The following is a 23,908-nucleotide window of genomic DNA, read 5'->3' on the forward strand; positions in this document are numbered from 1 at the left end:
GAGAGTGCGACATGTCAAGAGAAGAGCTGGAGCGCCTGAACGACGAAGGCATCGGCGCGTGGGACCGCCACGACCCCGACGGCTTCGTGAAGCTGCTCGCGGACGACTTCGTCTGGATCGACGACACCACACCGGAGCCGATGCGCACACGAGACCAGGCCCGCGCCTACACCCAGGCCTGGTTCACCGCGTTCCCGGACATGCACATCCGCACGACCAACCAGGTCTGTGCCGACGACCAGATGGCCTGCGAGCTCGAGTTCACCGGCACCAACACCGGCACGCTCGCGATGGGCGGGATGGAGATCCCCGCGACCGGCAAGGCCGTGACCAGCCGCGGGACCTACTTCATGAAGTGCGAGAACGGCAAGATCACCGAGTTCCACACCCACCCGGACGCCGCGGGCATGATGATGCAGCTCGGCTTGATGGGTGCCTCTGCCTAGAGCTGTTTCCGGAGCTCTCCGGAGGCGTCCGCGAGGAACACCGGAGCTGACGACGTGAGGTCGCGCACGGCGGCCAGCGACTCCGCGTCCGCATCGGAAGCCTCGGTGACGACGACCGCCGCCTCCAGGCCCTCAGCGCCGCTCGACACCGCGGCGGCGACGGCGGCCTGGAGCGCGGTGAGCTTCAGCGACGGCAACGCGACGGTGGACGCGTTGTACGTGCGCCCGTCGAGGTCGCGCACGGCCGCGCCCTCCGCGGCACCGTTGCGCGCGCGGACCGACCGCGCGAGCGTCACGAGCTTGGCGTCCTCGGGGTTCAGATCAGTCATCCTCTTCGCTCTCCTTCTGCACAGGGCGCACGAGCACGGTCGTCACGCGGATGCGGCCCCGTTCGTCCTTGCCGCCCTCCGCACGCATGCGCAGGCCCGCGATCTCGGCCTCGGTGCCGGGCAGCGGCACGCGCCCGAGCCGTTGCGCGAGCAGGCCGCCGACGGTCTCGACCTCGTGGTCGTCGAGCTCGGTGCCGAACAGCGCGTCGAGGTCGTCGACCGGCAACCGCGCGCTGACCCGCACCGCACCGTCCTCCAGGTGCTCGACGGGCGGGCGGTCGTCGGTGTCGGACTCGTCGGTGATCTCGCCGACGATCTCCTCGAGGATGTCCTCGATGGTCAGCAGGCCCGCGGTGCCGCCGTACTCGTCGACGACGATCGCCATGTGCTTGCGCGACACCTGCATCTCGCGCAGGAGGTCCGCGATCGGCTTCGAGTCCGGGATGAAGCTCGTCGGACGCATCAGCTCGGAGACGCTCTTCGGGTCCTCGCCCTCGGCGAGCGTGGCCCGCATGAGGTCCTTGAGGTTCACCACGCCGAGCACGTCGTCGACGCTCTCGCCGATCACCGGGACGCGGGTGTAGCCGGTGCGCAACGACAGCGCGAGCGCCTGCCGCAGCGACTTGGCCTGCTCGATCCACACGATCTCGGTGCGCGGCACCATGATCTCGCGCGCGATCGTGTCGCCCAGCTCGAACACCGAGTGGATCATCTCGCGCTCGCCCTCGTCGACGACGCCGCGTTCCTGCGCCATGTCGACCAGCTCGCGCAGCTCCACCTCGGAGCTGAACGGACCCTCGCGGAAGCCCTTGCCGGGCGTGATCGCGTTACCGATGAGGATCAGGAGCTTGCTGAGCGGCCCGAGGACGCGGCCGAGCTGCCGCACGATGCCCGCGGCCAGCAGGCTCACGCCGTACGGGTGCTGACGGCCGATGGTGCGCGGTCCGACGCCGACGAGCACGTACGACACGACGAGCATGCTCAGGCACGAGTACAGGACGGCGAGCCAGTCCTGGTCCACGTACTGCAGGTACACGCCCGTGACGAGCACCGTCGCCGACAGCTCGCAGAACAGGCGCAGCAGCAGCAACAGGTTGACGTGCCGCGGACGGTCGTTGAGGACCTGCAGCAGCTGCCCGGTGCCCCAACGCCCCTGCCGTTGCAGCGCCTCGACCCGTGCGCGTGACACGGTGCCGAGAGCGGCGTCCACACACGCGAAGACGCCGGCAGCGAGCACGAGCAGAACGGCCAGCACGATCACACTGGCTGGGTTCTCGCTCATGTGCGTCAGTCTTCTTCGGGATGCTGGGCAGGCTTCTGCTCGTCCAGGCCGACGGCGCCGAGCACCTTGTCGTCCGTGCTGCGCTGGAGCGCGGCCCGTTCGGCCTCGTCGCGCGCGTTGCGGAAGTCCGAGAGGATGCGGTTCTGCAGCGTGAACATCTCACGCTCCTCAGCGGGCTCGGCGTGGTCGTACCCGAGCAGGTGCAGCACGCCGTGCACGGTCAGCAGGTGCAGCTCGTCCAGCAGGCCGTGGCCCGCCTTCTTGGCCTGGTCCTTGGCGAACGCCGGGCACAGCACGATGTCCCCGAGCAGCGCGGGACCGAGCCCGGCGGCGTCGGGCCGGCGCGCCGAGTCCAGCTCGTCCATGGGGAAGGCCATGACGTCCGTGGGACCCGGCAGGTCCATCCAGCGCTCGTGCAGGTCGGCCATCACGTCCAGCTCGACGAGCAGGACGGACAGCTCGGCCAGCGGGCTCACACCCATGCGGTCCAGCGCGAAGCGGGCGGCGGAGACGATGGAACCCTCGTCGACTCCGACACCCGACTCGTTGGCGATCTCGATGCTCACGGCGCCTATCGTCCCCGGCGCTGGTTCCCCCGGCGTGCACCGGGTCCAGGGTGTCGCCCGTTCTGGTCGATGACCTCCTGCTCGACCTGCCACTTCTCGTAGGCGTCGACGATGTCGCCGACCAGGCGGTGGCGCACCACGTCCTGGCTGGTCAGCACCGAGAAGTGCACGTCGTCGACACCTTCGAGGATGTCCTTGACGACCTTCAGACCGCTGCGCTGGCCGCCGGGGAGGTCGACCTGGGTGATGTCACCGGTCACGACGATCTTGGAGCCGAAGCCCAGGCGGGTGAGGAACATCTTCATCTGCTCAGGCGTGGTGTTCTGCGCCTCGTCGAGGATGATGAACGCGTCGTTGAGCGTGTTGTGCGTGAGCAGGTAGTCCTCGGTGACGTACAGGGAGTCCTGCGCCGCCACCTGGATGCACACCGTCTCCGTCCGGCCCGCGGGCTCGATGCTGTCGATGAACCGCATCGGACGCCCGCCGCCGCCGGCCGCGTGGTACTTCTCCCGCTTGCGCCTGAGCCGGAACGGCTCGACGCCTTCGGGCAGCCTGATGTCGAGGATGAAGGCGTCGTGGCGGTAGCCGACCTCACGCCCCTTCGCCAGGCCCGGCTTGCGTCCCTCGGCAGGACGGCAGCGCCAGTAGGCGACGCCACCGAGCGAACGGACCAGCCCGACGACGTCGTCCCGCAAGCGTTCCGATGTCGTCGTGTACTGGATGCGGCAGGTGCGGCCGACCTGCGTGACCGGGCCGCCGTCCGTGTCGAGCAGACCCTGCAGCACGGCCAGGCGCACCGCCTCGCTGTTGTGCAGGTACAGCTCGGGCACGAACTTGGTGTGCGACCGCGTGCCGTGCAGACCCAGTTCCCGCATGACCCTGGTCACCGGGTTCTCGAGAGTCACCAGGTCCCCAGGCGCCTTCACGCGGTTCAGCGTGTAGTCGACACGGTTCTTCTTCATCACCGCGATCGGCTCGAGAGCGACCTGGAGAGCGAAGGCGAGAGCCGGGTCCGCAGTGGAGAACGACGGGGTCGTGCTGCCAGTGACACACCCGTCGCCGAGCAGGAGGCCCAGCGCGTACGGGTCCATCGGCACTTCGCGTTCCGGGAGGCACACCGGCGCGCTGAGGAGTGGAAGCTCGTAGCGACGTGCGTGAGCGGCACGAAGCTTGCCGATCATCTCCTTGGTCTCCAGCACGCGCCACGGCTTGTTCCGGCGCCGGTCCGATGCCGTGCGCACGGTCCAGAGGTGCTCTCCGCAGGCCAGAGTCGAGGAACCGTCCTGCGCGGTGACGCGGTAGACGTCCTTCTCGCCCTGCGGGTACACGCCGAGCACCGGGGTCGGCTCGCCGTTGGAACCGATGACGAGGTCACCGACCTGCAGCGATCCGATCGGCCGGTAGCCGTCCGGGGTGAGCACGGGGGTGAAGATCGGCTGAGCGCGGCCACGCATGTAAGCCAGTGGCGCGACCTCGATCGTCCCCGCCTGCGTCAGGCGCGGGATCGACTCCGGGTCGACCATGTCGTGCAGCGCGTCGTAGAGCGGGCGCAGGTACGGGTCGATCTTCTCGTAGAGCGTGCCGGGCAGGTAGCCGAGCCGCTCGCCCGCCTCGACGGCCGGGCGGGTGAGGATGATGCGGTTGACCTGCTTGGCCTGCAGTGCCTGAACGGCCTTGGCCATGGCGAGGTAGGTCTTGCCGGTGCCGGCGGGGCCGATGCCGAACACGACGGTGTTCTTGTCGATCGCGTCCACGTAGTGCTTCTGGTTCAGCGTCTTCGGCCGGATCGTGCGGCCGCGGCGGCTGATGATGTCCAGGCTGAGCACCTCGGCGGGCGACTCGTCGGTGTTCGAGCTCAGCATCGCTACCGTGCGGCGGACGGTGTTCTGGTCGACGGCCTGGCCGCGGGCGGCGAGGGTGACGAGCTCGGAGAAGACGCGTTCCGCGAAAGCCACGTCGGCGGGGTCGCCGGACAAGGTGATCTCGTTCCCGCGCACGTGGACGTCGGCGTCGAGCAGTTCCTCGGCGAGCCGGAGGTTCTCGTCGCGCGACCCCAGCAGGCTGAGCACCGCACCATCGGGCACGGCGAACCGGGACTGACCTTCCTTGTTGCTCTGCTGTGTTTCTTCGGCCACGTGGCCCCGGCCTGCTTCCTGTCGCTCGGATCTGGTGCCGTCGATGCTAGTCCGGCCGAAAATGAGTGGCTACCGGATTGCTCACGGTGTGTGCTCACGAACTGTGGAGATCCGCAGGCTTGGTGTCGACGACATACCCGAGTGCATGAAGCTCATCACGGACCGGAACTGGACGTGGCCTCCTGAGCAGTGGGAGCTCCTGCTTTCACTCGGTCCCGGCCTCGGCGCCTTCGACAACGGCACGATCCTGGGCACGGCGCTGTCGACGCCGTATCCCGAGGCGCAGGCGATCAGCGGCGTGCTGGTCGGCACCTGGGCCGAACGCCGAGGTGTCGCGACTGCGCTGATATCCAATATATTGGATATCAGAGAGTCGGCCGTCTCCGTGCTGTACGCGACGCCCATGGGCGAGTCGATGTACGCGAAGCTCGGCTTTCACCCGGTCGGGGCGACCAGTGAGTTCCACGGCGTGTTCACCGGAACACCCGCCAGCGTGACTCGTCCGGTCACCGCGGCCGACCTGCCCGCGATCCGGGCGCTGGACCACGAGGTCAGCGGCTATTCACGTGACGGGTTCTGGGACTTCGCGCCGTCCCAGTACTCGTTGCACACGGCGGAGTTCGAAGGCGGGCTCGGCCTGATCGGCACGCGCGAGCTCGCGAACGGTCCCGCGGTGGGCCCGATCATCGCACCCACCGCGGCCAACGCGTGCGCGATGATCTCCGACGTGGTCGCCGGACGGGGGCCGTTCCGCGTCGACACCGTCGACGCCGACGTCGCCGCCTTCCTGAAGGACAACGGGTTCGAGACGCGCTACGGCTGCGCGGTGATGGTGCACGGCGCGAAGACGTTGCCGGGTGATCGGTCGCGCTACTTCGCGCCCGCGTCGCTCGCGCTGGGATGAGATCTCATGTGATTTCTGGGGGAAACGTGGAACTGCGACGACTGACGTTCGACGACCTGCCCGCGTGCTCCGACCTGGCCGAGAGCCGGTCGTGGCCGCGCGAGGAGAAGAAGTGGGAGTTCCTGCTCGCGCACGGCGAGGGCTGGGGACTGTTCGACGAGCAAGGGCTCGTGGGCACGACGATCGTGACGCGCTACCCCGAGCTGGCCTCGGTCAGCATGGTGCTGGTGGCCGAACGCGCCGAACGCCGGGGCCACGCCCGTCGGCTCGTATCCCATGTACTGGATACGGGTGTGTCGACGTTGTTCGCCACGGAGATGGGCCGCCCGTTGTACGAGCAGCTGGGGTTCCGGGCCGTCGGCTTCACCGACATCCACGCCGGCAGGTTCACGGGTCCGGCATCCGATATATCGGATATCGCGACGGCTGCGGATCTCGACGACCTCGTCGCGCTCGACACCAAGGTCACCGGCATCACGCGGCCGTACCTGTGGGAGTCGTTGCTCGCGATGGGAACCGTGCGGATCTCCGACCACGGCGTCGCGGGCTCGTGGCAGGTCCGTGACGAACGGATGCTCATCGGCCCGGTCATCGCGGACACGCCCGCCGACGCGTGCGCGCTCATCGCCGACTGCGCGGCGGGCAACCCGAGCGTCCGGGTGGACGTGCACGACCCGGAACTGGTCGCGTTCGTCCGCGAGCACGGACTGGAGTCGTGGGGCCGGCCCACCTGGATGGTGCGCAACGCCGAGAAGCTGCCGGGCGACCGCACCCGTTACCGCGCTCCGCTGTTGCAGGCGCTGGGTTAGAGGCGCCGGCCGCCCAGCAGGTGCAGGTGAGCGTGGAAGACCTCCTGCCCGCTGTCCGGCCCGGTGTTGAACAGCAGCCGGTATCCGCTCTCCGAGACGTTCTCGGCCTCGGCGATCTCCCTCGCGGCGGCGAAGAGGTCGCCGAGCTGGGCGCCGTCGAGGTCGACGGCGTTGGGCACGTGCTCGCGCGGAATGACCAGCACGTGCACCGGCGCCTTGGGGTGGATGTCGCGGAACGCGAGGGTCGTCTTGGTCTCGTGCACGACCGTCGCGGGAATCTCACCGTCGACGATCTGGCAGAACAAACAGGACATGCCCCAAGCTAAGCGAAAAGCGCGTCCAGCTGCTCGTCGACGGCCTCGACCATGTCGTCGGCCGTGAGCTCGTCGGGCCCGAGCCCGTGGTGGATGTTGAGCCCGTCGACCAGCACGATGAGCCGCCGCGCCGCCTTCATCGGCACGACGCCCTCCCGCAGTTCCCCCGCCTCTTGCGCGGCAGCGAGAATGCGCGCCACCTCGCCGTACAGCTGACGCGTGCCGTAGCGCTCCAGCTCGTGCAACGACGGTTCGACCATCGCCCGCGGCAGGAAAGACAGCAGCACCGCGGCCTCGATCCGGCGTTCGTCGTCCAGCGCCAGCATCTCGTGCGCGATGGCCTTCACCAGTTCCCGGTTGCCGACCGGGGTGCCGATCTTCTCCAGTCGTGCGAGGAACCGCCGGTACGCGAGCTCCATCGCGAAGCCCAGCAACGCGTCCTGCGTGGGGAAGTAGTGGCGCAACGACCCGCTCGACCACCCGGACTCGGCCGCCACCGCGCGCACGGACGCGTGGTCGATCCCGTCGCGCTGCACGATGCGCCACACCGCTTCGGCGAGCTCGCGACGACGTTCCTCGTGGTCGACAACCTTCGGCACCGGCCCTTTCTAGCAGCCGCGCGCAAGCCGTCCGACAGCCGCGCGACACCTCTCCCACGACTCGGTGCCCGGCGTGATCACGTCCATGTGCCCGCCGCCTTCCACCACGACGAGTTCGGCCTGCGGCTCCACGGCGCAGAACTCGGTGCTCTGCTCGACCGGCACGTCCTCGTCCCGGTCCCCGTGCACGCAGATCACCGGCTTGCCGATCGGCACCAGGGCAGCAGGCGAGGCCTCCGCGAACTGCTCTTCGGTGCACAGCTCCAGCGCCCGGTGCGTGATGTGCTTCGTGAAGTCCAGCACCGCCGCCTGCGCCACGGCTCCCACCACGCGCGCACTGTGCTTGGCCGCCCACACTGCGAGGTGACCGCCGGCGCTGTGTCCCAGCGTCACCACGGGACCGATGTCGACGGCGTCGATGGCCGCGAGGACGTCTTCGCCTGTCTGCGGCCACCCGCCACCGCCGGTAACGCGCCGGTACTCGATGTTCCACACGGCGAATCCGTCAGCCACCAGCACATCCGCGAGTGGCCGGCCCAACTCGAGTCCGTACCGCTGGTGCCAAAAACCACCGTGAATGACAACAACAGCACCCTGAGTAGCCCCAGAGGGAAGGTAAAGCTCTCCGAACTGACTGGGGTGATCACCGTAAGCAATCCGCTGCACACGCAGAACCTACGTCACACAAAGAAACACCAGCACAACTAGAAGCAAGGAGAGAGCAGAGGAGGAGGAAGACATAGGCACACCCACGTCAGCCGACAACTCGAATAGGGCCTGCCGATGCCGAAGGCGAGGCGGCCGGGGGTCCGGGGCTTGCCCCCGGCGTGGGGTGTGGGGGCTCGGCCCCCACAAGACACCCCCTTTTGGGCACCGGCGAAGGCGCGCCAGCGCCGAAGACGGGTGCCCAAACCAAAAGGGGCGCCTCGCGGTCCGAAGCCTGGGGGTCGCTTCGCCGCGAGGCGCCGACGCCGGACCGAGGGGGGAGGTGTCCGGCGAGTCCTTTGGTCAGAAGAGCCTAATCGTCTACTCCGTTTACGGCTAGACCAATTGAGCCCCTCTGTAGCAAGGGTAACCCCAACTGCCTGGGATTCGCTACAACTTGCGTCAAGCCAATCCATCCGCCGTTCATCTTCCGAGTGACTGGGGTCACCACCGGGTGGTGAGTACCCCCAGCGCACCAAGAGCAACCGCGGCGGCGGTAGATGCACGCAGAACGGTTGGGCCCAATCGGACGATCCGGGCACCCGAAGATCGCAGAGCGTCGAGTTCGTCCGGCGAGATTCCGCCTTCTGGACCGACGACGAGCAGCACGTCCCCGGCAGTCGGCAGCTCGACGTCCGCGAGGCGTTCCGTCGCGCTTTCGTGCAACACGAGCGTCAGCGCCGACGACGACACGCGCTGGGCGAGCTGAGCGGTCGAGACCGGTTCGTCGACGAACGGCACGCGCGAGCGCCGGGCCTGCTTCGCCGCCTCGCGCACCGTGGATCGCCAGCGCCCCAACGCTTTCGCGCCGCGCGGGCCGTCCTCCCACTTGGTGATGCACCGGGCGGCGCGCCACGGCACCACGCCGTCCACACCGGCCTCGGTGGCGAGCTCGACCGCGAGCTCGCCGCGGTCGCCCTTCACCAGCGCCTGGGCGAGCACCACGCGGGGCGTCTGCTCGGGCTCCACCCAGCGTTCGACCGCCCGCAGCGACAGGGCGTCGCGTTCCACCGCCACGACGGCACAGCGCACCTGGGCGCCGGAACCGTCGGACAGCACGAGCTCCTCGCCCACGCGCAGCCGCTTCACCGTCGCGGCGTGGCGGCCTTCCGGTCCGTCCAGCACGAACTCCTCGCCCGGCGGCAACGCCGGGACGAGGAAGACCGGCAGGGTCACCGGTTGCCGCGCGAGGCGCGCAGACGTGAGAACAGTCCGCCGCCGCCCTTGCCGTTGTGGGACAACGAGGGCTCGCTCTCACCGCGCATCTCGGCCAGGTCGCGCAGCAACGCGGACTGGGCGGCGTCGAGCTTGGTGGGCACGACGACCTCGAGGTGCACGTGCAGGTCGCCGCGGCCGTCGACACGGCCGGTGGAGCGCAGCTTCGGCATGCCGCGGCCCGTCAGCACGAGCTGCGTGTTCGGCTGCGTGCCGGGGTCGATCTGCAGCTCTTCCTCGCCGTCGAGCGTCTTCAACGGCAGGGTCGCGCCCAGCGCGGCCGTGGTCATCGGGATCTGCACCACGCAGTGCAGGTCGGCGCCGTCGCGTTCGAAGATCTCGTGCGGGTGCTCCTCGACCTCGACGTAGAGGTCGCCGGCGGGGCCACCGCCGGGACCGACCTCGCCCTGGCCCGCGAGACGCACGCGCATGCCCTCGGCGACACCGGCGGGGATGTTCACGGAGATCGTGCGGCGCGACCGCGTGCGGCCGTCACCGGCGCACTGCTGGCACGGGTCGGGGATGACCTCGCCGAAGCCGCGGCACACCGGGCACGGGCGGGACGTCACGACCTGGCCCAGGAACGAGCGCTGCACGGACTGGACCTCGCCGCGGCCGTGGCACGTGTCGCACTGGACGGGCTTGGAGTTGTTCTGGGTGCCGGCGCCGTGGCAGCGGTCGCACAGGATCGCCGTGTCGACGGTCAGCTCACGGGTCGCACCCGCTGCGCACTCCTCCAGCGTCATGTCGAGCCGGATCAACGCGTCGGAGCCCGGCTGCACGCGGCTGCGCGGACCACGCCCGCCACCGGACGTGGCGCCGAAGAAGGCGTCCATGATGTCGCCGAGACCGAAGCCCGCGAACGGGTCACCGCCCGCGCGGCCACCGCCGCCGGAGTCGAGCGGGTCGCCGCCCAGGTCGACGACGCGGCGCTTCTCGGGGTTCGACAACACCTCGTAGGCGGCCGTCACCTCCTTGAAGCGGGCCTCCTCGTTGGGATTGACGTCCGGGTGCAGCTGCCTGGCGAGCTTGCGATAGGCGCGCTTGATCTCATCCTGTGTCGCGTTCTGCGCAACACCGAGGATGCCGTAGTAATCCCTGGCCACCTTGTTCGCTTTCGTGTTCATCTTTCAGAGCAAAAGTTCCTGGTTTCAACGACCGGTCAGGATCTCACCGACGTAGTTGGCGACCGCGCGGACGGCCGCCATGGTTCCGGGGTAGTCCATGCGCGTCGGTCCGACGACCCCGAGGCCCCCGAGCAGATTGTCACGGCTGCCGTAGCCGATCGACACCACGGACGTGCTGCGCATCTCAGCGGCCTCGTTCTCCTCACCGATGCGCACCAGCACGCGACCGGGGTCGCGGGAGGCGGCGAGCAGCTTGAGCACGACGACCTGTTCCTCCAACGCCTCCAGCACCTGCCGCAGCGAGCCCGGGAAGTCGGCGACGTTGCGCGTGAGGTTCGCGGTGCCGCCGAGCACGAGCCGTTCCTCGGGGTGCTCGACGAGCGTCTCGATGAGCACGGTAGCGACTCGAAGCATCGGATCGCGCAGGTTCGACGGAACCTCCTCCGGCAGCTCGGCGACCTTGGCCGAGGCGTCGGCCAGGCGCTGACCCGCCATCGCCTGGTTCAGCACGCCGCGCAGCTGGGCCGTGTGCTCCTCGCTGATCACGTCACCGAGCTCGACGATCCGCTGGTCGACGCGACCGGTGTCGGTGATCAGCACGAGCATCAGCCGCGACGGCGTGATCGGCAGCACCTCGAGGTGCCGCACGGCCGCGCGGGACAGGGTCGGCACCTGGATCACCGCGACCTGCCTGGTGAGCTGCGCGAGCAACCGCACACTGCGGCGCATCACGTCGTCGAGGTCGAGCGCCCCGTCGAGGAAGCTCCGGATGGCCCGTTTCTCGGCCTGCGAGAGCGGCTTGATCTCGCTGAGCTTGTCGACGAAGAGCCGGTAGCCCTTGTCCGTAGGCACGCGACCGGCGCTGGTGTGGGGCTGGGCGATGTAGCCCTCGTCCTCCAGAGCCGCCATGTCGTTGCGCACGGTCGCACTCGACACACCGAGGTTGTGCCGCTCGACCAGCGCCTTCGACCCGACGGGCTCCTGGTTGGACACGTAGTCGGCAACGATGGCGCGCAAGACCTCGAACCGACGCTCATCGGCGTTCACCGCTGCTCACCTCCGTGTCCGCTACTCCCGAGTTTACCCAGCCGGTTTCGTGCCCGGTGCCCGCTCCAGCAGGATGCGAGCCGCTGGTCAGCCGTTCGGCCCCGCGTTTTTGTCGGTGGAGGTCGCTAGGGTCCAAACGTGGACAACGTGAGGTGGCTCCGGCCACCCGGCGACGGGCCGTCACCGGAGCAGAAACCGTGCCTGGTGCACAGCGATGACGAGTGGTGGGAGGGCACGCTGGTCTGGGAGCCGGTGAGACGCCCGGACGGCCTGTGGTGGGCCACCGTCACGTACCGCAAGAACGGTGAGGTCGTCACCGAGGAGCGCAGCCAGCACGACGTGCGCGCCCGCTGATCACGGCAACAGCCGCCGCACCACCGCGTCCGCGAGCAACCGTCCCCGATCCGTGAGCACACAGCGGTCGTCCAACGGCTCCAGCAAGCCGTCGGCGACCGCCCGCTTCGCCTCCTCGCGCCCCGCCTCGTCCAGCACGTCCAGAGGCAGCCCCTCGGCGAGGCGCAGCTCCAGCAGCACGCGTTCCACCCGCCGGTCCTCCTCCGACAGCACCTCACGCCCAGCGGCCGGCGAGTGACCTTCCGCCAGCAGCGAGGAGTAGCGCGCCGGGTGCTTCACGTTCCAGAACCGCACGCCGCCGACGTGGCTGTGCGCGCCGGGCCCGAAGCCCCACCAGTCCGCGCCCTTCCAGTACAAAACGTTGTGCCGGCACTGCGCTTCAACTGACGTCGCCCAGTTCGACACCTCGTACCAGGAGAAACCGGCACCGGACAACGCCGAGTCGACCATCTCGTAGGACGACGCGAGCACGTCGTCGTCCGGCATCGGCAGGTCGCCGCGGCGGATGCGCCGGGCCAGGCCCGTGCCGTCCTCCACGATCAACGCGTAGGCGGACACGTGGTCGACGCCCGCTTCGAGCACGGCGTCCAGGGAGGCGGCCAGGTCCGAAGGGCGCTCCCCAGGGGTGCCGTAGATCAGGTCCAAGTTCACGTGCTCGAAGCCTGCCGCGCGGGCCTCGCGGGCGGCGTCCACCGGGCGGCCGGGCGTGTGCTTGCGGTCCAGCACAGCAAGAACGTGCCGGGCTGCAGATTGCATACCGAGCGACACCCTGGTGTAGCCGGCATCCCGTATACCGGCGAAGAACTCCGGGGACGTCGACTCCGGGTTCGACTCCGTCGTCACCTCGGCGCCGGGGGCTAGGCCGAACGACTGATATATCGCATCCAGTACATCAGTCAGGCCCGCGGCGCCCAGCAACGACGGCGTACCGCCTCCGACGAACACCGTGGAGGCGGGAACAGGGGTTCCGAGGACGGAGGCGGCCAGGTCCAGTTCGCGGCGCAGGCCCTCCAGCCACGACTCGGGCGACGCCGACGAACCCAGCTCACCGGGCGTGTAGGTGTTGAAGTCGCAGTAGCCGCACCTCGTCGCGCAGAACGGCACGTGCACGTAGATGCCGAACGGGCGGGATCCGAGGCCGGACAACGAAGAAGCGGGAAGCGAACCGTCGGCGGGCGCGGGCTCGCCTTCGGGCAGAGCGGAGGGCATGACGCTCAGTGTCCACCACGAGCCCCGAACGGCGGTGCCCAGCCAGGACGCATCTCTGTCTGTGACAGAAGTACTACGCTGCGAAACCGGCCAAGATTGTCAACTTCCCCAGCAAAATCCCAGCATGCGGTTGACGGTGGACCATGGCATGGACGGCAGGCACACTGAGGTCATGCCTTCGACTGGAGTCCGCCTCGTGGCCCGCCGCCACGTTGACTTCCGTCGTGTCTCCAGCGCGATGTGCCGTTGCACGGCATGACCTCGCGCTGATTTGTTCCCGTCGGCGCTTGGTGCGCTGACGAGACCCCCACCACAAGCACCTCTGGGCTCGCACGCGCACGAAGCGCCTCGAAAACCCGGAGGATGGCGATGGTCCCGCCGCAGACGTCACCGCGCGCCAAGCAGCGTCGCGGCGAGGGACAGTGGGCGCTCGGCTACCGAGAGCCGCTGAACCCCAACGAGCGGAGCAAGAAGGACGACAACCCGCTCAACGTCCGCGCCCGCATCGAGGGCATCTACGCCCACCGCGGTTTCGACTCGATCGACCCCGCCGACCTGCGCGGACGGTTCCGCTGGTACGGCCTGTACACGCAGCGCAAGCCCGGGATCGACGGCGGCCGCACGGCCACGCTCGAGCCCGAAGAGCTCGACGACGAGTACTTCATGATGCGCGTCCGCAGTGACGGCGGTGCGCTGTCCACGCAGCAGCTGAAGGTTCTCGGCGAGATTTCGCAGACCTACGCGCGCGACACCGCCGACATCACCGACCGCCAGAACATCCAGTACCACTGGATCCGGATCGAGGACGTTCCCACGATCTGGCAGAAGCTCGAAGCGGTCAGCCTCACGACGATGGAGGCGTGTGGCGACAGCCCGCGCGTCATCCTCGGCTCGCCGGTCGCGGGCATCGCCCAGGACGAGGTGATCAACGGGCAGCCGGCGATCGACACCATCCTCGAGCGCTACATCGGTGACCCGCGGTTCTCGAACCTGCCGCGCAAGTTCAAGACCGCCATCTCCGGCCTGCAGGACGTCGCGCACGAGATCCACGACGTCGCGTTCGTCGGCGTGAACCACCCCGAGCACGGCCCCGGCTTCGACCTCTGGGTCGGCGGCGGCCTGTCGACGAACCCCATGCTGGGCAAGCGACTCGGCGCCTGGGTGCCGCTGGACGAGGTGCCGGACGTGTGGGAAGCCGTCATCAGCGTCTTCCGCGACTACGGCTACCGCCGCCTGCGTCACCGCGCGCGCATCAAGTTCCTCGTCGCCGACTGGGGCCCGGAGAAGTTCCGCCAGGTGATGGAGGACGAGTACCTCAAGCGCAAGATGATCGACGGCCCGGCGCCGGAGGTCCTCGACCAGCAGCTCGACCACATCGGCGTGAACAAGCAGAAGGACGGCCTGTTCTACGTCGGTGCCGCGCCGGTCGCGGGCCGCGTGTCCGGCTCGATCCTGGTCGAGGTCGCGAAGATCGCCGAGCAGGCCGGGTCGCAGCGCGTCCGGTTCACGCCGCAGCAGAAGATCATCGTGCTGGACGTGCCGGAGGCCGAGGTCTCCACGCTGAAGAGCAACCTCGCCAAGCTGGGTCTGCAGGTCGAGCCGTCGCCGTGGCGCCGCGGGATCATGGCCTGCACCGGCATCGAGTTCTGCAAGCTCGCCATCGTCGAGACCAAGGCCCGCGCCAACGAGCTCGTCACGCAGCTCGAAGCCAACCTCAAGGACATCGTCGACGGCGTCACCGCGCCGATCACCGTGCACATCAACGGCTGCCCCAACTCCTGCGCCCGCATCCAGACCGCGGACATCGGGCTCAAGGGCCAGATCGTCACGGACGAGGAGGGCAACCAGGTCGAAGGCTTCCAGGTGCACCTCGGCGGCGGTCTCGGCCTCGACGCCGGGTTCGGCCGGAAGCTGCGCGGCCACAAGGTCACCGCGGCCGAGCTGCCCGAGTACGTCGAACGGGTCGTGCGGAACTTCGTCGCCCAGCGCGAGACCGACGAGCGCTTCGCCCAGTGGGTCGCCAGGGCGGAAGAGGGTTCGCTGCGATGAGCGAACGCGCGACGCCGTTCTACTGCCCCTACTGCGGCGACGAGGACCTCCGGCCGCAGGAGGAACCCAGCTACGCGTGGCTGTGCACCGGGTGCCGCCGCGTCTTCAAGGTCTCGTTCGTCGGGCTCAACCTGCCGCAGGAGGTGAAGAAGTGAGCGATCTCAAGGAAGACCTCAAGATCGTCGCCGAAGCCGCGCAAGAGGAGCTGGCGAACGCTTCCGCGATCGAGGCGCTGGAGTGGACCGCGCGGACGTTCGGTGACAACTACATCGTCGCCTCGAACATGCAGGACGCCGTGCTGATCGACCTCGCCGCGAAGGTGAAGCCGAACTTCGACGTGCTGTTCCTGCAGACCGGCTACCACTTCCCGGAGACCATCGGGGTGCGGGACGCGGTCGGGGTGGTCTACCCGGACGTGCGGATCGTGAACGCCGAGGCCGAGCAGTCGGTCGAGGACCAGGAACGCGAGTTCGGCCTGCTGTACCAGTCGGATCCGGCGAAGTGCTGCAACCTGCGCAAGGTCGTGCCGCTGCGCCGGGAGCTCGCGAAGTACGACGCGTGGGTCACCGGTGTGCGCCGCGTGGACGCGCCCACCCGCGCGAACACGCCGATCGTGCAGTGGGACGACCGCAACGGCCTGGTGAAGATCAACCCGATCGCGCCGTGGAGCGATGACGAGTTCAACGCCTACATCCGCGAGAAGGGCATCCTCGAGAACCTGTTGGTGCAGGAGGGATATCCCTCCATCGGCTGCCTGCCGTGCACGTCGAAGCCGCTGCCGGGGCAGGACGCCCGCAGCGGCCGTTGGGCGGGCCAGGCCAAGACGGAATGTGGGTTGCACGGATGACGCTCGCGCTGGACACCCTGGGACGCCTCGAATCGGAGGCGATCCACATCTTCCGCGAGGTCGCGGGCGAGTTCGACCGGCCGGTGATCCTCTTCTCCGGCGGCAAGGACTCGACGCTGCTGCTGCACCTCGCGATCAAGGCGTTCTACCCGGCGCCGGTGCCGTTCCCGCTGCTGCACGTCGACACCGGGCACAACTTCGACGAGGTCATCGAGTTCCGCGACCGCGTTGTCGCGCAGCACGGGCTGCGCCTGGAGGTCGCCAAGGTCCAGGACTGGATCGACGACGGCCGCCTCGAAGAACGCCCCGACGGCACGCGCAACCCGTTGCAGACCGTGCCGCTGCTGGACTCCATCACCCAGCACAAGTTCGACGCGGTCTTCGGCGGCGGACGCCGGGACGAGGAACGCGCCCGCGCCAAGGAGCGGATCTTCAGCCTGCGCACGGCGTTCGGCCAGTGGGACCCGAAGCGCCAGCGCCCCGAGCTGTGGAACCTCTACAACGGCCGGCACCGCGCCGGTGAGCACGTCCGCGTGTTCCCGCTGTCCAACTGGACCGAGCTCGACGTGTGGAACTACATCGAGCGCGAGGGCATCGAGCTGCCGGACATCTACTACTCGCACGAGCGCGAGGTGTTCCTGCGCGACGGCATGTGGCTCGCCGAAGGTCCGTGGGGCAAGGCGCGTGAAGGCGAAACGTTGCAGCGCAAGGTGGTTCGCTACCGCACGGTCGGCGACGGCTCCTGCACGGGCGCCGTCGAGTCCGACGCCGCCGACATCCACGCGGTGATCGCCGAGGTCGCCGCGTCACGACTGACCGAGCGCGGCGCCACGCGTGCCGACGACCGGCTGTCCGAGGCCGCCATGGAAGACCGCAAGCGGGAGGGTTACTTCTAAATGAGCGACCTGTTGAGGCTGGCCACCGCGGGCAGCGTGGACGACGGAAAGTCCACGCTCGTCGGCAGGCTGCTCTACGACACCAAGTCCGTGCTCGCGGACACGCTCGACGCCGTGCACCGCGCGAGCGCCGACCGGGGTCTCGCGACGCCGGACCTGTCGCTGCTGGTCGACGGCCTGCGCTCGGAACGCGAGCAGGGCATCACGATCGACGTGGCGTACCGGTACTTCGCGACGCCCAAGCGCAGCTTCGTCCTCGCGGACACCCCCGGCCACGTGCAGTACACCCGCAACACCGTCACCGGTGCCTCCACCGCGCAGCTCGCGGTCCTGCTCGTCGACGCGCGCAAGGGCGTCATCGAGCAGACCCGCCGCCACGCCGCGGTTCTCGCGCTGCTCGGGGTGCCGAGGCTCGTCCTCGCGGTCAACAAGATCGACCTCGTGGACTACGACGAGGTGACGTTCTCCCGCATCGCCAAGGAGTTCACGGCTCACGCCACCGCACTCGGCTACACCGAGGACGCGGTGGTCGAGATCCCGGTGTCCGCGCTGGCCGGCGACAACGTCGTGGAGAAGTCCGCGAACACGCCGTGGTACTCCGGCCCGACCCTGCTGGAGCACCTCGAGAACGTGCCGGTCGAGCCGGACCCGCACGACGCGCCGTTCCGGTTCCCCGTGCAGTACGTGATCCGCCCGCGCACGGCCGAGCACCTCGACTACCGCGGTTACGCCGGTCTGGTCGCGGCGGGCACGGTCAAGCCGGGTGACGAGATCGTCGTGCTGCCCTCGGGCCGCCGCTCGACCGTGACGAAGATCGACACGGCGGACGGCGAACTGCCGGAGGCGGCGGCGGGTCAGTCCGTCACGCTGTTGCTGGCCGACGACATCGACATCTCGCGCGGCGACCTGATCTCGGTGGCGGGCAACGAGCCCAAGGTCACCGACGAGCTGGACGCCACGCTCTGCTGGCTCGCGGAGAAGCCACTGCGCGCCGGCGCCCGAGTTCTCGTCAAGCACGGCACGCGCACCGTGCAGGCGATGGTCACCGAGCTGCGCGACCGCTTCGACGAGCAGACGCTGTCCAGTGTGGACAGTCCGGCGTCGTTGGAGCTCAACGAGATCGGTCGCGTGGCCCTGCGCCTCGCAGAGGAAGTACCGCTGGACGACTACAGCTTCAGCAGGCGAACCGGGTCGTTCCTGGTGATCGACGCGAGCGATGGTTCCACGCTCGCGGCTGGGCTGGTCGGAGCTCCGCTGCCGCTGCTCGAGGACGGCGTGGAGAGCTGTACCGGGGGTAGCGCCGCTACCCCGGACGACCACGCCCTCGTCTCCCCCGGTCCCTGAAAGGCCACACAGCCGTGAACCTCAAGCCCGCCGTTGCCATCGCACTCATCGCACTGACAGCTCTCTCCGGTTGCAGCCGCCGCGCCACCGAAGACGCTCCTGCCGCCCAGTCGAAGGGTGCCGCGACCGAGGTCCGCCTCGGGTACTTCCCGAACGTGACCCACGCCGCCGCGCTGATCGGCGTCGAGAAGGGCTTGTTCGCCAAGGAGCTCGGCAACACCAAGCTCACGACGCAGACGTTCAACGCGGGCCCCGACGAGGTGAACGCGCTGCTGGGCGAGTCGCTCGACATCGCCTACATCGGTTCCGGACCGGCCATCAACGCCTACTCGAAGTCCAAGGGCGAAGCCGTCAAGCTCATCGCCGGTGCCACGTCCGGTGGCGCGCAGCTGGTCGTGAAGCCCGAGATCAACTCGGTCGAGGACCTCAAGGGCAAGACGGTCGCCACCCCGCAGCTGGCGAACACGCAGGACGTGGCGCTGAAGAAGTACCTGGCGGAGAAGAACCTGACCGGCCAGGTCACCGTCCAGAACGTGGAGAACGCGCAGTCGCTCGACCTGTTCAAGAAGGGCGACATCCAGGGCGCGTGGGCTCCGGAGCCGTGGTCGTCACGCCTGGTGGCCGAGGCAGGCGCGAAGGTGCTGCTGGACGAGAAGACCCTGTGGGAGGGCGGGCAGTTCCCGACCACGGTGGTGATCGTGCGGACGAAGTTCCTGCAGGAGCACCCGGAGACGGTCGAGGCCGTGCTCAAGGGCCACGTCGCGGCGATCGACTGGGCGAAGGCGAACAAGGACGAGGCCAAGACCACCGTCAACGCGGCGCTCGAGAAGCTCACGTCGAAGAAGCTCGGTGACAAGATCCTCGCCTCCGCGTGGGACCACATCGAGCTCACGACCGACGCGCAGGCCAAGACCTTCCCGCAGCTCGCGAAGGACGCGGTGACCGCGGGTGTGGCCAAGGAGGCCGCGAACGTCGCCGGGTACGCCGACTTCACGTTGCTGAACAAGGTTCTTCTGGCACAGGGCAAGCCGCAGGTGCAAGCAGCCGGTCTGGACAAGAAGTAACTCTTCGAGGGGACACACGGACATGACCGCCACGCTCGAGACCACTGTTCTGTCTACTGTGGATACTGCCGTTGAACTGGCCGGCGTCCGCAAGGTGTTCGGCCACGGCAGCTCGGCCGTGGTGGCCCTCGACGGGGTTGACCTGAAGGTCAAGCCCGGCGAGTTCGTGTGCCTGCTCGGCGCTTCGGGCTGCGGCAAGAGCACGCTGCTGAACATCGTCGCCGGACTGGACGGCGCGACGTCGGGCTCGTTGCAGCTCAACACGTCCCGTCCGGCCGTGATGTTCCAGGAGCCCGCGCTCATGCCGTGGCTCACCGCCGCCCGCAACGTCGAGCTGGCGTTGCGCTTCGCGGGCGTCGGCCGGTTGGCGCGCAAGCGTCGTGCGCTGGAGCTGCTGGAACTGGTGCGGCTCGGCGACGTCGCGGACAAGCGTCCGCACGAGCTTTCCGGTGGTATGCGTCAGCGCGTGGCTCTGGCCCGTGCGCTGGCGTCCACCACCGTGTCCGCCGACGGCGCTCCCGCTCTGCTGCTGATGGACGAGCCGTTCGCGGCGTTGGACGCCATCACGCGTGACGTGCTGCAGAGCGAACTCCTGCGCGTGTGGGAGACCACGAACACCGCGATCATCTTCGTGACGCACGACGTGCGCGAGGCCGTCCGTCTCGGCCAGCGCGTCGTGCTGCTGTCCTCGCGCCCCGGCCGTGTCGTGCGCGAGTGGGACGTCACCGACTCTTCGGACACGGTTCTCGACGAGATCAACACCCACCTGCGAGAGGTCATCAGTGGCCACGCCTCCTGACACGCTCGACAAGGTCGGCGCCGGCCTCGACGCGCTCGATGTGCCGGTGGAGGCGCACAAGCCGCCGTTGTGGCGCCGGTTCCTGAAGACGGGCGTGCCGCCGATCATCGCGTTCGCCCTGCTCCTGGGTGTGTGGCAAGCGTTGTGGGCGTCGGCTCTGCTGCCGGAGTTCCAGCTGCCCGCCCCGGTCAACGTGTGGAACGAGCTCGTGCGCAGCATCGGCACGGGCGAGGCGTTCAGCATCCTGTGGACCTCGTTGCACCGCGCGGTGTTCGGGTTCATCGCGGCGGTGCTGATTGCGACGCCGCTGGGTCTGCTGGTCGCCAAGGTGCGGGTGGTGCGCGCGGCGATCGGGTCGTTGCTGACGGGTCTGCAGTCACTTCCTTCGGTGGCCTGGGTTCCGGCGGCGATCCTGTGGTTCGGCGTGACGCCGTCGACGATCTACTTCGTCGTGCTCATGGGCTCGGTGCCGTCGATCGCCAACGGCCTGGTGGCGGGCATCGACCAGATCCCGCCGCTGCTCCCCCGCGTCGGACGTGCGCTGGGCGCGGGCCGGCTGGCCTCGGCGCGGCACATCCTGCTGCCCGCCGCACTACCCGGCTACCTGGCGGGCCTGAAGCAGGGCTGGGCGTTCTCGTGGCGGTCGCTGATGGCCGCGGAGATCATCGCGACCTCGCCGCAGCTCGGCACCGGGCTCGGCCAGTACCTGCACAACGGGTCGTCGTTGAACGACATCAACATGGTGATCGCGGCGATCTTCCTGATCCTGTTGGTGGGCATCGGGATCGAGCTGATGCTGTTCCGCCCGCTGGAGCGCGCCGTCCTGCGGGCTCGTGGACTGACGGGTGCGCTGTGACATCTTTTGGGACCCCGTTGATCGCGGTCGCGCACGGCAGCCGTGACCCGCGCTCGGCCGCGTCGATCCACGCACTGCTGGACGTCGTGCGGTCGTTGCGACCGGAGCTGGACGTCCGCGGCTGCTTCCTCGACCTGTGCGCGCCCCGGCTGAGCGACGTGCTGCGCGGACCGTCGGTGGTCGTACCCCTGTTGCTGGGCAAGGCTTACCACGCACGAGTCGACGTACCGGCCGCCGTCGCCGAGTCCCGCGTTCCCGCTGTCGTCACCGACGTCCTGGGGCCGGATCCGCGCCTCGAGTCGGCCGCGTTGCGCCGGCTGTCCGAGGCGGGCGTCGACTTCGGCGACTCCTCGCTCGGCGTGGTGCTCGCCGGTGCCGGGTCCTCGCACGCTCCCGCGAACGAGGCCGTGGCGCAGGTCGCCCGGCGGTGGGCTCGCGAGTCGGGCTGGGCGGGGGTCGAGGCGGCGTTCGCGTCGATCGCCTCGCCGACCGTGCCCGAGGCGATCGAACGGTTGAAGGCTCGCGGTGCCGCGCGGATCGCTGTCGCGTCGTGGTTCCTGGCGCCGGGACTGCTGCCGGACAAGGTCGCCTCGCTCGCCGGCGACGCCGTCATCGCCCAGCCGTTGGGTGACGACGTCGAGGTCGCGCAGCTCGTGCTGGACCGGTACGACCAGGCATTGGCGCGCCAGACCGTCGCCGCTTAGGCGGGGTCGTCCGACTGCACCCATTCCGGTAGCGGGCCGAGGTCGAACGGCCGGGCCACGGTCCGCCGGGCGATCCGCCACTCGCCGTCGTCGAGGCGGTACCGGTCGAGGTACGTGCCTCCGCCGGTGATCCACCCGGTCTCGATCCGAACGTGAACGATCACGTCGCTGCGCCCGGTCGCGGCCCCGTCCGCGCCGAGGTCGACGACGTGGTTGACGGTGCCGTGCTGCATGAGCGGGAACGCCTGCCACTGCCGTTGCACCGCCGCGCAGATCGCGTCGATCCCGACGTACACGTGGTCAGGATCGGTGCCGGTCTCCCACACCGCGTCCGCGGTCCAGACCGTTCGCCACAGGCCGAGATCACGGTGGTCGGCCGCGATGCAGTACCGGTGCGCGAGCGTGCGCAGAGCCAGTTCCGCCTCCAGCCGCTCGATCCGGGCGATGAGATCACGTTGGTCGCTCATGACCACCACTGTCGGCCACCGCCACAAGATCGAGTGCGCAGCGCCGTTCAGGCGATGTGAACTGTGAACTGTTGACGTGAAACCTACTCATGAGTAGTCAAGGGACTACGCCGCGTGCCGGAAGTGCCCCTCGTCCACTCAACGGGGAGAGGTCATGAAGCTAGCCGGAATCGCATCCCTCGCACTGGTACCGATGCTGATGTTCGCCACCAACGCGTCAGCAGCCCCGCAGACCATCACCTACAAGCTCAGGGCGAGCGCCGCCGGGCAGTCGTCGGACTTCACGCTCGACCAGGGTGTCGACGCGAGTGCGCCCGCGAGCGTCGCGCCGAACGGCACGCTCAAGGTCACCATCGACCCCGCGCCCAACAAGATCCCGTCCGAGGCCGGTGGCCGCCAGGTCCGGGAGATCAAGGGGCTCGCGCTGAGGCTGCCGGTGCCCGCCAACTCGAAGTTCCAGTCCGCGTCGCTGGCGGGCGGTGCCGGGCTGGGCGGCACGCCGTCGATCGCCTTGCAGGGCAACGACGTCGTGCTGAGCGTGCCCGGCCCGATCAAGGGCGGTGCCGACTTCGAGCTGCCGACGGTCACGATCAACCTGCAGGCCGGCGGTACCGGCACGATCACCACGAAGCTCGGTGGCACGAGCTACGACGCCCCCGGCCTCACGTTCACCGCGGTCGTCACGGTGATCGGGTTCCCGATCAACGCCGCCGCGAAGGGCTACCCCGACCCGAGCCCCGTCCTCACGACGACGACCATCGGCTAGAAAGCGTGATGCCCCAACCCCTGCCGGGCATCACGTGACAGCCGCGACGAGTTTGGTCATGGTCTCGAGCGTCGTGCGCAGGTCTTCCACCGAGACCTGCGCACCGACGCGGTTCGCCCACTCGTGCTGGATGTCGCGCAACCGGTCGATCGCCGCGTAACCGTCGGCGGTGGGCCGGAGCAGCTTCGCGCGGGCGTGGGCCGGGTTCGGCAGGTACTCCGCCAAACCCTTGTCCACCAACAGGTCCGCGATCCGCTGCACCGACTGCCGCGTCAGCCCGATCTCCCGCGCGATCCCGGACACCGACATCGGCTCGCGCAGCACCGGACCCAGCACCTGCCACCACGCCGCGGTCAGGCCGACAGGCTTCGTCATCACCTCGGCCGCGTCGAGAAACGCTCCGTACAACCGGAAAGTCCTCATCACGACGTCGGTGAGGACGTCGCCCGCCTCAGTCCTGGACACTCGCCACCAGCTTCCCGAACGCCTCCACCGTGTCGTCGCGGTTGAACTCGTACCAGGCCCGCAACGTCTCCGGCGTGAACGTCTCCAGCTCCGCCAGCACCTCCCGCGCGAACTCGAGCGCGCTCGCCCCGCCGGCCGTGATCACACCCTGGTCGCGCACGACGCGTTCGTCGCGGTAGAGCGCCGCGCCACCGTAGGAACCAAGTCCCTCGAGGAAGTTCGACGTGTGCGCCACGTCGTCGAGCAGCCCCTCGGCCGCCAGCGCGACCGTCGCGCCGCAGATCGCCGCGACCGGCTTGCCCGCCTCGCGGAACCGTCGCGCGAGCTTGCCGAACGCGGCCAGCTCACCGCTTTCCCACCCGTTGCCGCCCGGCAGCACGAGCATCGCGGCGTCGTCGAGCGACACGTCCCCGATCGCGATGTCCGGCAGCATCCGCACACCGCCGAGCGTGCGGATCGGGTCCGTCGTGAGCCCGACCGTCCTGATCTCGTAGCGGCCCGGCCGCTGCTGGAACTGCTGGAGGCTCACCTGAGCCGCCACGTGGCCGTACTCCCAGTCGGCGAGCTCGTCGGCCAGAACCAGGTACACCGTGTTCATCCCCATGACAGC

The 23,908-nt window shown here is 69.0% G+C and carries 27 protein-coding genes and 3 pseudogenes; 14 read left to right on the top strand and 16 right to left on the bottom strand.

Going from position 1 to position 23,908, the window contains the following annotated elements; genetic code table 11:
- Window positions 1–11: 11 nt before the first annotated feature.
- Window positions 12–446, top strand: a complete 435-nt coding sequence (locus AOM45_RS10495) for an ester cyclase (protein ID WP_030472096.1) — start codon at window positions 12–14, stop codon at window positions 444–446.
- On the opposite strand, the gene AOM45_RS10500 is transcribed toward AOM45_RS10495, so the two are convergent.
- The 6 genes and pseudogenes from AOM45_RS10500 to AOM45_RS52755 all read right to left on the bottom strand — a co-directional run.
- Window positions 443–775, bottom strand: a complete 333-nt coding sequence (locus AOM45_RS10500; RefSeq protein WP_030472095.1) for a cytidine deaminase-like protein — start codon at window positions 773–775, stop codon at window positions 443–445. The two genes, AOM45_RS10495 and AOM45_RS10500, sit on opposite strands and share 4 nt — an antisense overlap.
- The gene (locus AOM45_RS10505) at window positions 768–2,057 is read right to left on the bottom strand and encodes a hemolysin family protein (protein WP_035912998.1); all 1,290 of its coding nucleotides are present in this window, start codon (window positions 2,055–2,057) and stop codon (window positions 768–770) included. The genes AOM45_RS10500 and AOM45_RS10505 overlap by 8 nt, the downstream gene beginning before the upstream one ends.
- Window positions 2,058–2,062: 5 nt before the next feature.
- Complete coding sequence (gene ybeY / locus AOM45_RS10510; protein ID WP_030472093.1) at window positions 2,063–2,623, bottom strand: rRNA maturation RNase YbeY; 561 nt, start codon at window positions 2,621–2,623, stop codon at window positions 2,063–2,065.
- Window positions 2,624–2,628: 5 nt separating this feature from the next.
- A pseudogene (locus AOM45_RS52745) lies at window positions 2,629–2,985 on the bottom strand (PhoH family protein); the annotation flags it as partial.
- 282 nt (window positions 2,986–3,267) lie between these two features.
- Window positions 3,268–4,077: pseudogene (locus AOM45_RS53765) on the bottom strand (LAGLIDADG family homing endonuclease); the annotation flags it as partial.
- Window positions 4,066–4,758: pseudogene (locus tag AOM45_RS52755) on the bottom strand (PhoH family protein); the annotation flags it as partial. The pseudogenes AOM45_RS52755 and AOM45_RS53765, both read right to left, overlap by 12 nt.
- Before the next feature lie 145 nt (window positions 4,759–4,903).
- Between AOM45_RS52755 and AOM45_RS10520 the strand changes: the two are divergent.
- Complete coding sequence (locus AOM45_RS10520) at window positions 4,904–5,662, top strand: GNAT family N-acetyltransferase (protein ID WP_059362323.1); 759 nt, start codon at window positions 4,904–4,906, stop codon at window positions 5,660–5,662.
- A 26-nt stretch (window positions 5,663–5,688) separates the two neighbouring features.
- Complete coding sequence (locus AOM45_RS10525) at window positions 5,689–6,471, top strand: GNAT family N-acetyltransferase (protein WP_051784457.1); 783 nt, start codon at window positions 5,689–5,691, stop codon at window positions 6,469–6,471.
- Here AOM45_RS10525 and AOM45_RS10530 read toward each other — a convergent pair.
- The 6 genes from AOM45_RS10530 to hrcA form a co-directional block, all read right to left on the bottom strand.
- The gene (locus AOM45_RS10530) at window positions 6,468–6,785 is read right to left on the bottom strand and encodes a histidine triad nucleotide-binding protein (RefSeq protein WP_030472089.1); all 318 of its coding nucleotides are present in this window, start codon (window positions 6,783–6,785) and stop codon (window positions 6,468–6,470) included. The genes AOM45_RS10525 and AOM45_RS10530 overlap by 4 nt on opposite strands.
- Before the next feature lie 8 nt (window positions 6,786–6,793).
- Window positions 6,794–7,384, bottom strand: a complete 591-nt coding sequence (locus AOM45_RS10535; protein ID WP_030472088.1) for a TetR/AcrR family transcriptional regulator — start codon at window positions 7,382–7,384, stop codon at window positions 6,794–6,796.
- Window positions 7,385–7,393: 9 nt separating this feature from the next.
- Window positions 7,394–8,050, bottom strand: a complete 657-nt coding sequence (locus AOM45_RS10540) for an alpha/beta hydrolase (RefSeq protein WP_035912991.1) — start codon at window positions 8,048–8,050, stop codon at window positions 7,394–7,396.
- A gap of 483 nt (window positions 8,051–8,533) precedes the next feature.
- Window positions 8,534–9,265: a 16S rRNA (uracil(1498)-N(3))-methyltransferase gene (locus AOM45_RS10545; protein ID WP_030472086.1), complete on the bottom strand. Its 732-nt coding sequence runs from the start codon at window positions 9,263–9,265 to the stop codon at window positions 8,534–8,536.
- Window positions 9,262–10,410 carry a molecular chaperone DnaJ gene (gene dnaJ / locus AOM45_RS10550; RefSeq protein WP_030472085.1) on the bottom strand — a complete coding sequence of 383 codons (1,149 nt, stop codon included), beginning with the start codon at window positions 10,408–10,410 and terminating at the stop codon, window positions 9,262–9,264. Before dnaJ ends, AOM45_RS10545 begins: the two co-directional genes overlap by 4 nt.
- Before the next feature lie 45 nt (window positions 10,411–10,455).
- A complete protein-coding gene (gene hrcA, locus AOM45_RS10555) occupies window positions 10,456–11,478 on the bottom strand; it encodes a heat-inducible transcriptional repressor HrcA (RefSeq protein ID WP_030472084.1) in 1,023 nt (340 codons plus the stop codon).
- Window positions 11,479–11,616: 138 nt separating this feature from the next.
- Here hrcA and AOM45_RS10560 point away from each other — a divergent pair, with 138 nt between their 5' ends.
- Window positions 11,617–11,832 (top strand): hypothetical protein, encoded by a 216-nt coding sequence (locus AOM45_RS10560; RefSeq protein WP_030472083.1) that lies wholly within the window; start codon window positions 11,617–11,619, stop codon window positions 11,830–11,832.
- Here the strand turns inward: AOM45_RS10560 and hemW are convergent, their stop codons facing one another.
- Complete coding sequence (gene hemW, locus AOM45_RS10565) at window positions 11,833–13,041, bottom strand: radical SAM family heme chaperone HemW (RefSeq protein WP_030472082.1); 1,209 nt, start codon at window positions 13,039–13,041, stop codon at window positions 11,833–11,835.
- Between the two features lie 369 nt (window positions 13,042–13,410).
- On the opposite strand from hemW, the gene AOM45_RS10570 reads away from it, so the two are divergent.
- Genes AOM45_RS10570 through AOM45_RS10610 form a run of 9 tightly spaced genes read left to right on the top strand, consistent with a single transcriptional unit; the run spans window position 13,411 to window position 21,600 of the window.
- Window positions 13,411–15,090 carry a nitrite/sulfite reductase gene (locus AOM45_RS10570; protein ID WP_030472081.1) on the top strand — a complete coding sequence of 560 codons (1,680 nt, stop codon included), beginning with the start codon at window positions 13,411–13,413 and terminating at the stop codon, window positions 15,088–15,090.
- Window positions 15,087–15,245: a hypothetical protein gene (locus tag AOM45_RS10575; RefSeq protein WP_030472080.1), complete on the top strand. Its 159-nt coding sequence runs from the start codon at window positions 15,087–15,089 to the stop codon at window positions 15,243–15,245. The genes AOM45_RS10570 and AOM45_RS10575 overlap by 4 nt, the downstream gene beginning before the upstream one ends.
- The gene (locus tag AOM45_RS10580; RefSeq protein WP_030472079.1) at window positions 15,242–15,937 is read left to right on the top strand and encodes a phosphoadenylyl-sulfate reductase; all 696 of its coding nucleotides are present in this window, start codon (window positions 15,242–15,244) and stop codon (window positions 15,935–15,937) included. Before AOM45_RS10575 ends, AOM45_RS10580 begins: the two co-directional genes overlap by 4 nt.
- A complete protein-coding gene (gene cysD, locus AOM45_RS10585) occupies window positions 15,934–16,833 on the top strand; it encodes a sulfate adenylyltransferase subunit CysD (RefSeq protein ID WP_174517895.1) in 900 nt (299 codons plus the stop codon). The genes AOM45_RS10580 and cysD overlap by 4 nt, the downstream gene beginning before the upstream one ends.
- Complete coding sequence (locus tag AOM45_RS10590) at window positions 16,834–18,177, top strand: sulfate adenylyltransferase subunit 1 (protein WP_030472077.1); 1,344 nt, start codon at window positions 16,834–16,836, stop codon at window positions 18,175–18,177.
- Window positions 18,178–18,191: 14 nt separating this feature from the next.
- Window positions 18,192–19,241, top strand: a complete 1,050-nt coding sequence (locus AOM45_RS10595) for an ABC transporter substrate-binding protein (RefSeq protein ID WP_030472076.1) — start codon at window positions 18,192–18,194, stop codon at window positions 19,239–19,241.
- Between the two features lie 22 nt (window positions 19,242–19,263).
- Window positions 19,264–20,040 carry an ABC transporter ATP-binding protein gene (locus AOM45_RS10600; RefSeq protein WP_030472075.1) on the top strand — a complete coding sequence of 259 codons (777 nt, stop codon included), beginning with the start codon at window positions 19,264–19,266 and terminating at the stop codon, window positions 20,038–20,040.
- Window positions 20,024–20,896, top strand: coding sequence for an ABC transporter permease (locus AOM45_RS10605; RefSeq protein WP_030472074.1), 873 nt, complete (start codon window positions 20,024–20,026; stop codon window positions 20,894–20,896). Before AOM45_RS10600 ends, AOM45_RS10605 begins: the two co-directional genes overlap by 17 nt.
- Window positions 20,893–21,600 carry a sirohydrochlorin chelatase gene (locus AOM45_RS10610; RefSeq protein WP_030472073.1) on the top strand — a complete coding sequence of 236 codons (708 nt, stop codon included), beginning with the start codon at window positions 20,893–20,895 and terminating at the stop codon, window positions 21,598–21,600. The genes AOM45_RS10605 and AOM45_RS10610 overlap by 4 nt, the downstream gene beginning before the upstream one ends.
- Here the strand turns inward: AOM45_RS10610 and AOM45_RS10615 are convergent.
- Window positions 21,597–22,067: a nuclear transport factor 2 family protein gene (locus AOM45_RS10615; protein ID WP_156094268.1), complete on the bottom strand. Its 471-nt coding sequence runs from the start codon at window positions 22,065–22,067 to the stop codon at window positions 21,597–21,599. The genes AOM45_RS10610 and AOM45_RS10615 overlap by 4 nt on opposite strands.
- A 154-nt stretch (window positions 22,068–22,221) precedes the next feature.
- Here AOM45_RS10615 and AOM45_RS10620 point away from each other — a divergent pair, with 154 nt between their 5' ends.
- On the top strand, window positions 22,222–22,833 hold the full coding sequence (locus AOM45_RS10620; RefSeq protein WP_030472071.1) for a hypothetical protein: 612 nt from the start codon (window positions 22,222–22,224) through the stop codon (window positions 22,831–22,833).
- Window positions 22,834–22,863: 30 nt separating this feature from the next.
- Here AOM45_RS10620 and AOM45_RS10625 read toward each other — a convergent pair whose 3' ends face one another.
- Both AOM45_RS10625 and AOM45_RS10630 read right to left on the bottom strand, forming a co-directional pair.
- Window positions 22,864–23,298 (bottom strand): MarR family winged helix-turn-helix transcriptional regulator, encoded by a 435-nt coding sequence (locus AOM45_RS10625; protein WP_030472070.1) that lies wholly within the window; start codon window positions 23,296–23,298, stop codon window positions 22,864–22,866.
- Window positions 23,285–23,902 (bottom strand): DJ-1/PfpI family protein, encoded by a 618-nt coding sequence (locus AOM45_RS10630; RefSeq protein ID WP_201779927.1) that lies wholly within the window; start codon window positions 23,900–23,902, stop codon window positions 23,285–23,287. Before AOM45_RS10630 ends, AOM45_RS10625 begins: the two co-directional genes overlap by 14 nt.
- Window positions 23,903–23,908: the final 6 nt, after the last annotated feature.

Origin of the sequence: Lentzea aerocolonigenes (assembly GCF_000974445.1) — a bacterium.
GTDB classification, from domain to species: domain Bacteria; phylum Actinomycetota; class Actinomycetes; order Mycobacteriales; family Pseudonocardiaceae; genus Lentzea; species Lentzea aerocolonigenes.

Bases quoted from the DNA above. Each gene is read 5' to 3' on its own strand.
- AOM45_RS10575 (WP_030472080.1), top strand. From the start codon at position 15,087: ATGAGCGAACGCGCGACGCCGTTCTACTGCCCCTACTGCGGCGACGAG.
- AOM45_RS10505 (WP_035912998.1), bottom strand. From the start codon at position 2,057: ATGAGCGAGAACCCAGCCAGTGTGATCGTGCTGGCCGTTCTGCTCGTG.
- AOM45_RS10530 (WP_030472089.1), bottom strand. From the start codon at position 6,785: ATGTCCTGTTTGTTCTGCCAGATCGTCGACGGTGAGATTCCCGCGACG.
- hemW (WP_030472082.1), bottom strand. From the start codon at position 13,041: ATGCCCTCCGCTCTGCCCGAAGGCGAGCCCGCGCCCGCCGACGGTTCG.
- AOM45_RS10620 (WP_030472071.1), top strand. From the start codon at position 22,222: ATGAAGCTAGCCGGAATCGCATCCCTCGCACTGGTACCGATGCTGATG.
- cysD (WP_174517895.1), top strand. From the start codon at position 15,934: ATGACGCTCGCGCTGGACACCCTGGGACGCCTCGAATCGGAGGCGATC.
- AOM45_RS10520 (WP_059362323.1), top strand. From the start codon at position 4,904: ATGAAGCTCATCACGGACCGGAACTGGACGTGGCCTCCTGAGCAGTGG.
- AOM45_RS10590 (WP_030472077.1), top strand. From the start codon at position 16,834: ATGAGCGACCTGTTGAGGCTGGCCACCGCGGGCAGCGTGGACGACGGA.
- AOM45_RS10500 (WP_030472095.1), bottom strand. From the start codon at position 775: ATGACTGATCTGAACCCCGAGGACGCCAAGCTCGTGACGCTCGCGCGG.
- AOM45_RS10495 (WP_030472096.1), top strand. From the start codon at position 12: ATGTCAAGAGAAGAGCTGGAGCGCCTGAACGACGAAGGCATCGGCGCG.
- AOM45_RS10570 (WP_030472081.1), top strand. From the start codon at position 13,411: ATGGTCCCGCCGCAGACGTCACCGCGCGCCAAGCAGCGTCGCGGCGAG.
- AOM45_RS10600 (WP_030472075.1), top strand. From the start codon at position 19,264: ATGACCGCCACGCTCGAGACCACTGTTCTGTCTACTGTGGATACTGCC.
- AOM45_RS10615 (WP_156094268.1), bottom strand. From the start codon at position 22,067: ATGAGCGACCAACGTGATCTCATCGCCCGGATCGAGCGGCTGGAGGCG.
- AOM45_RS10630 (WP_201779927.1), bottom strand. From the start codon at position 23,902: ATGGGGATGAACACGGTGTACCTGGTTCTGGCCGACGAGCTCGCCGAC.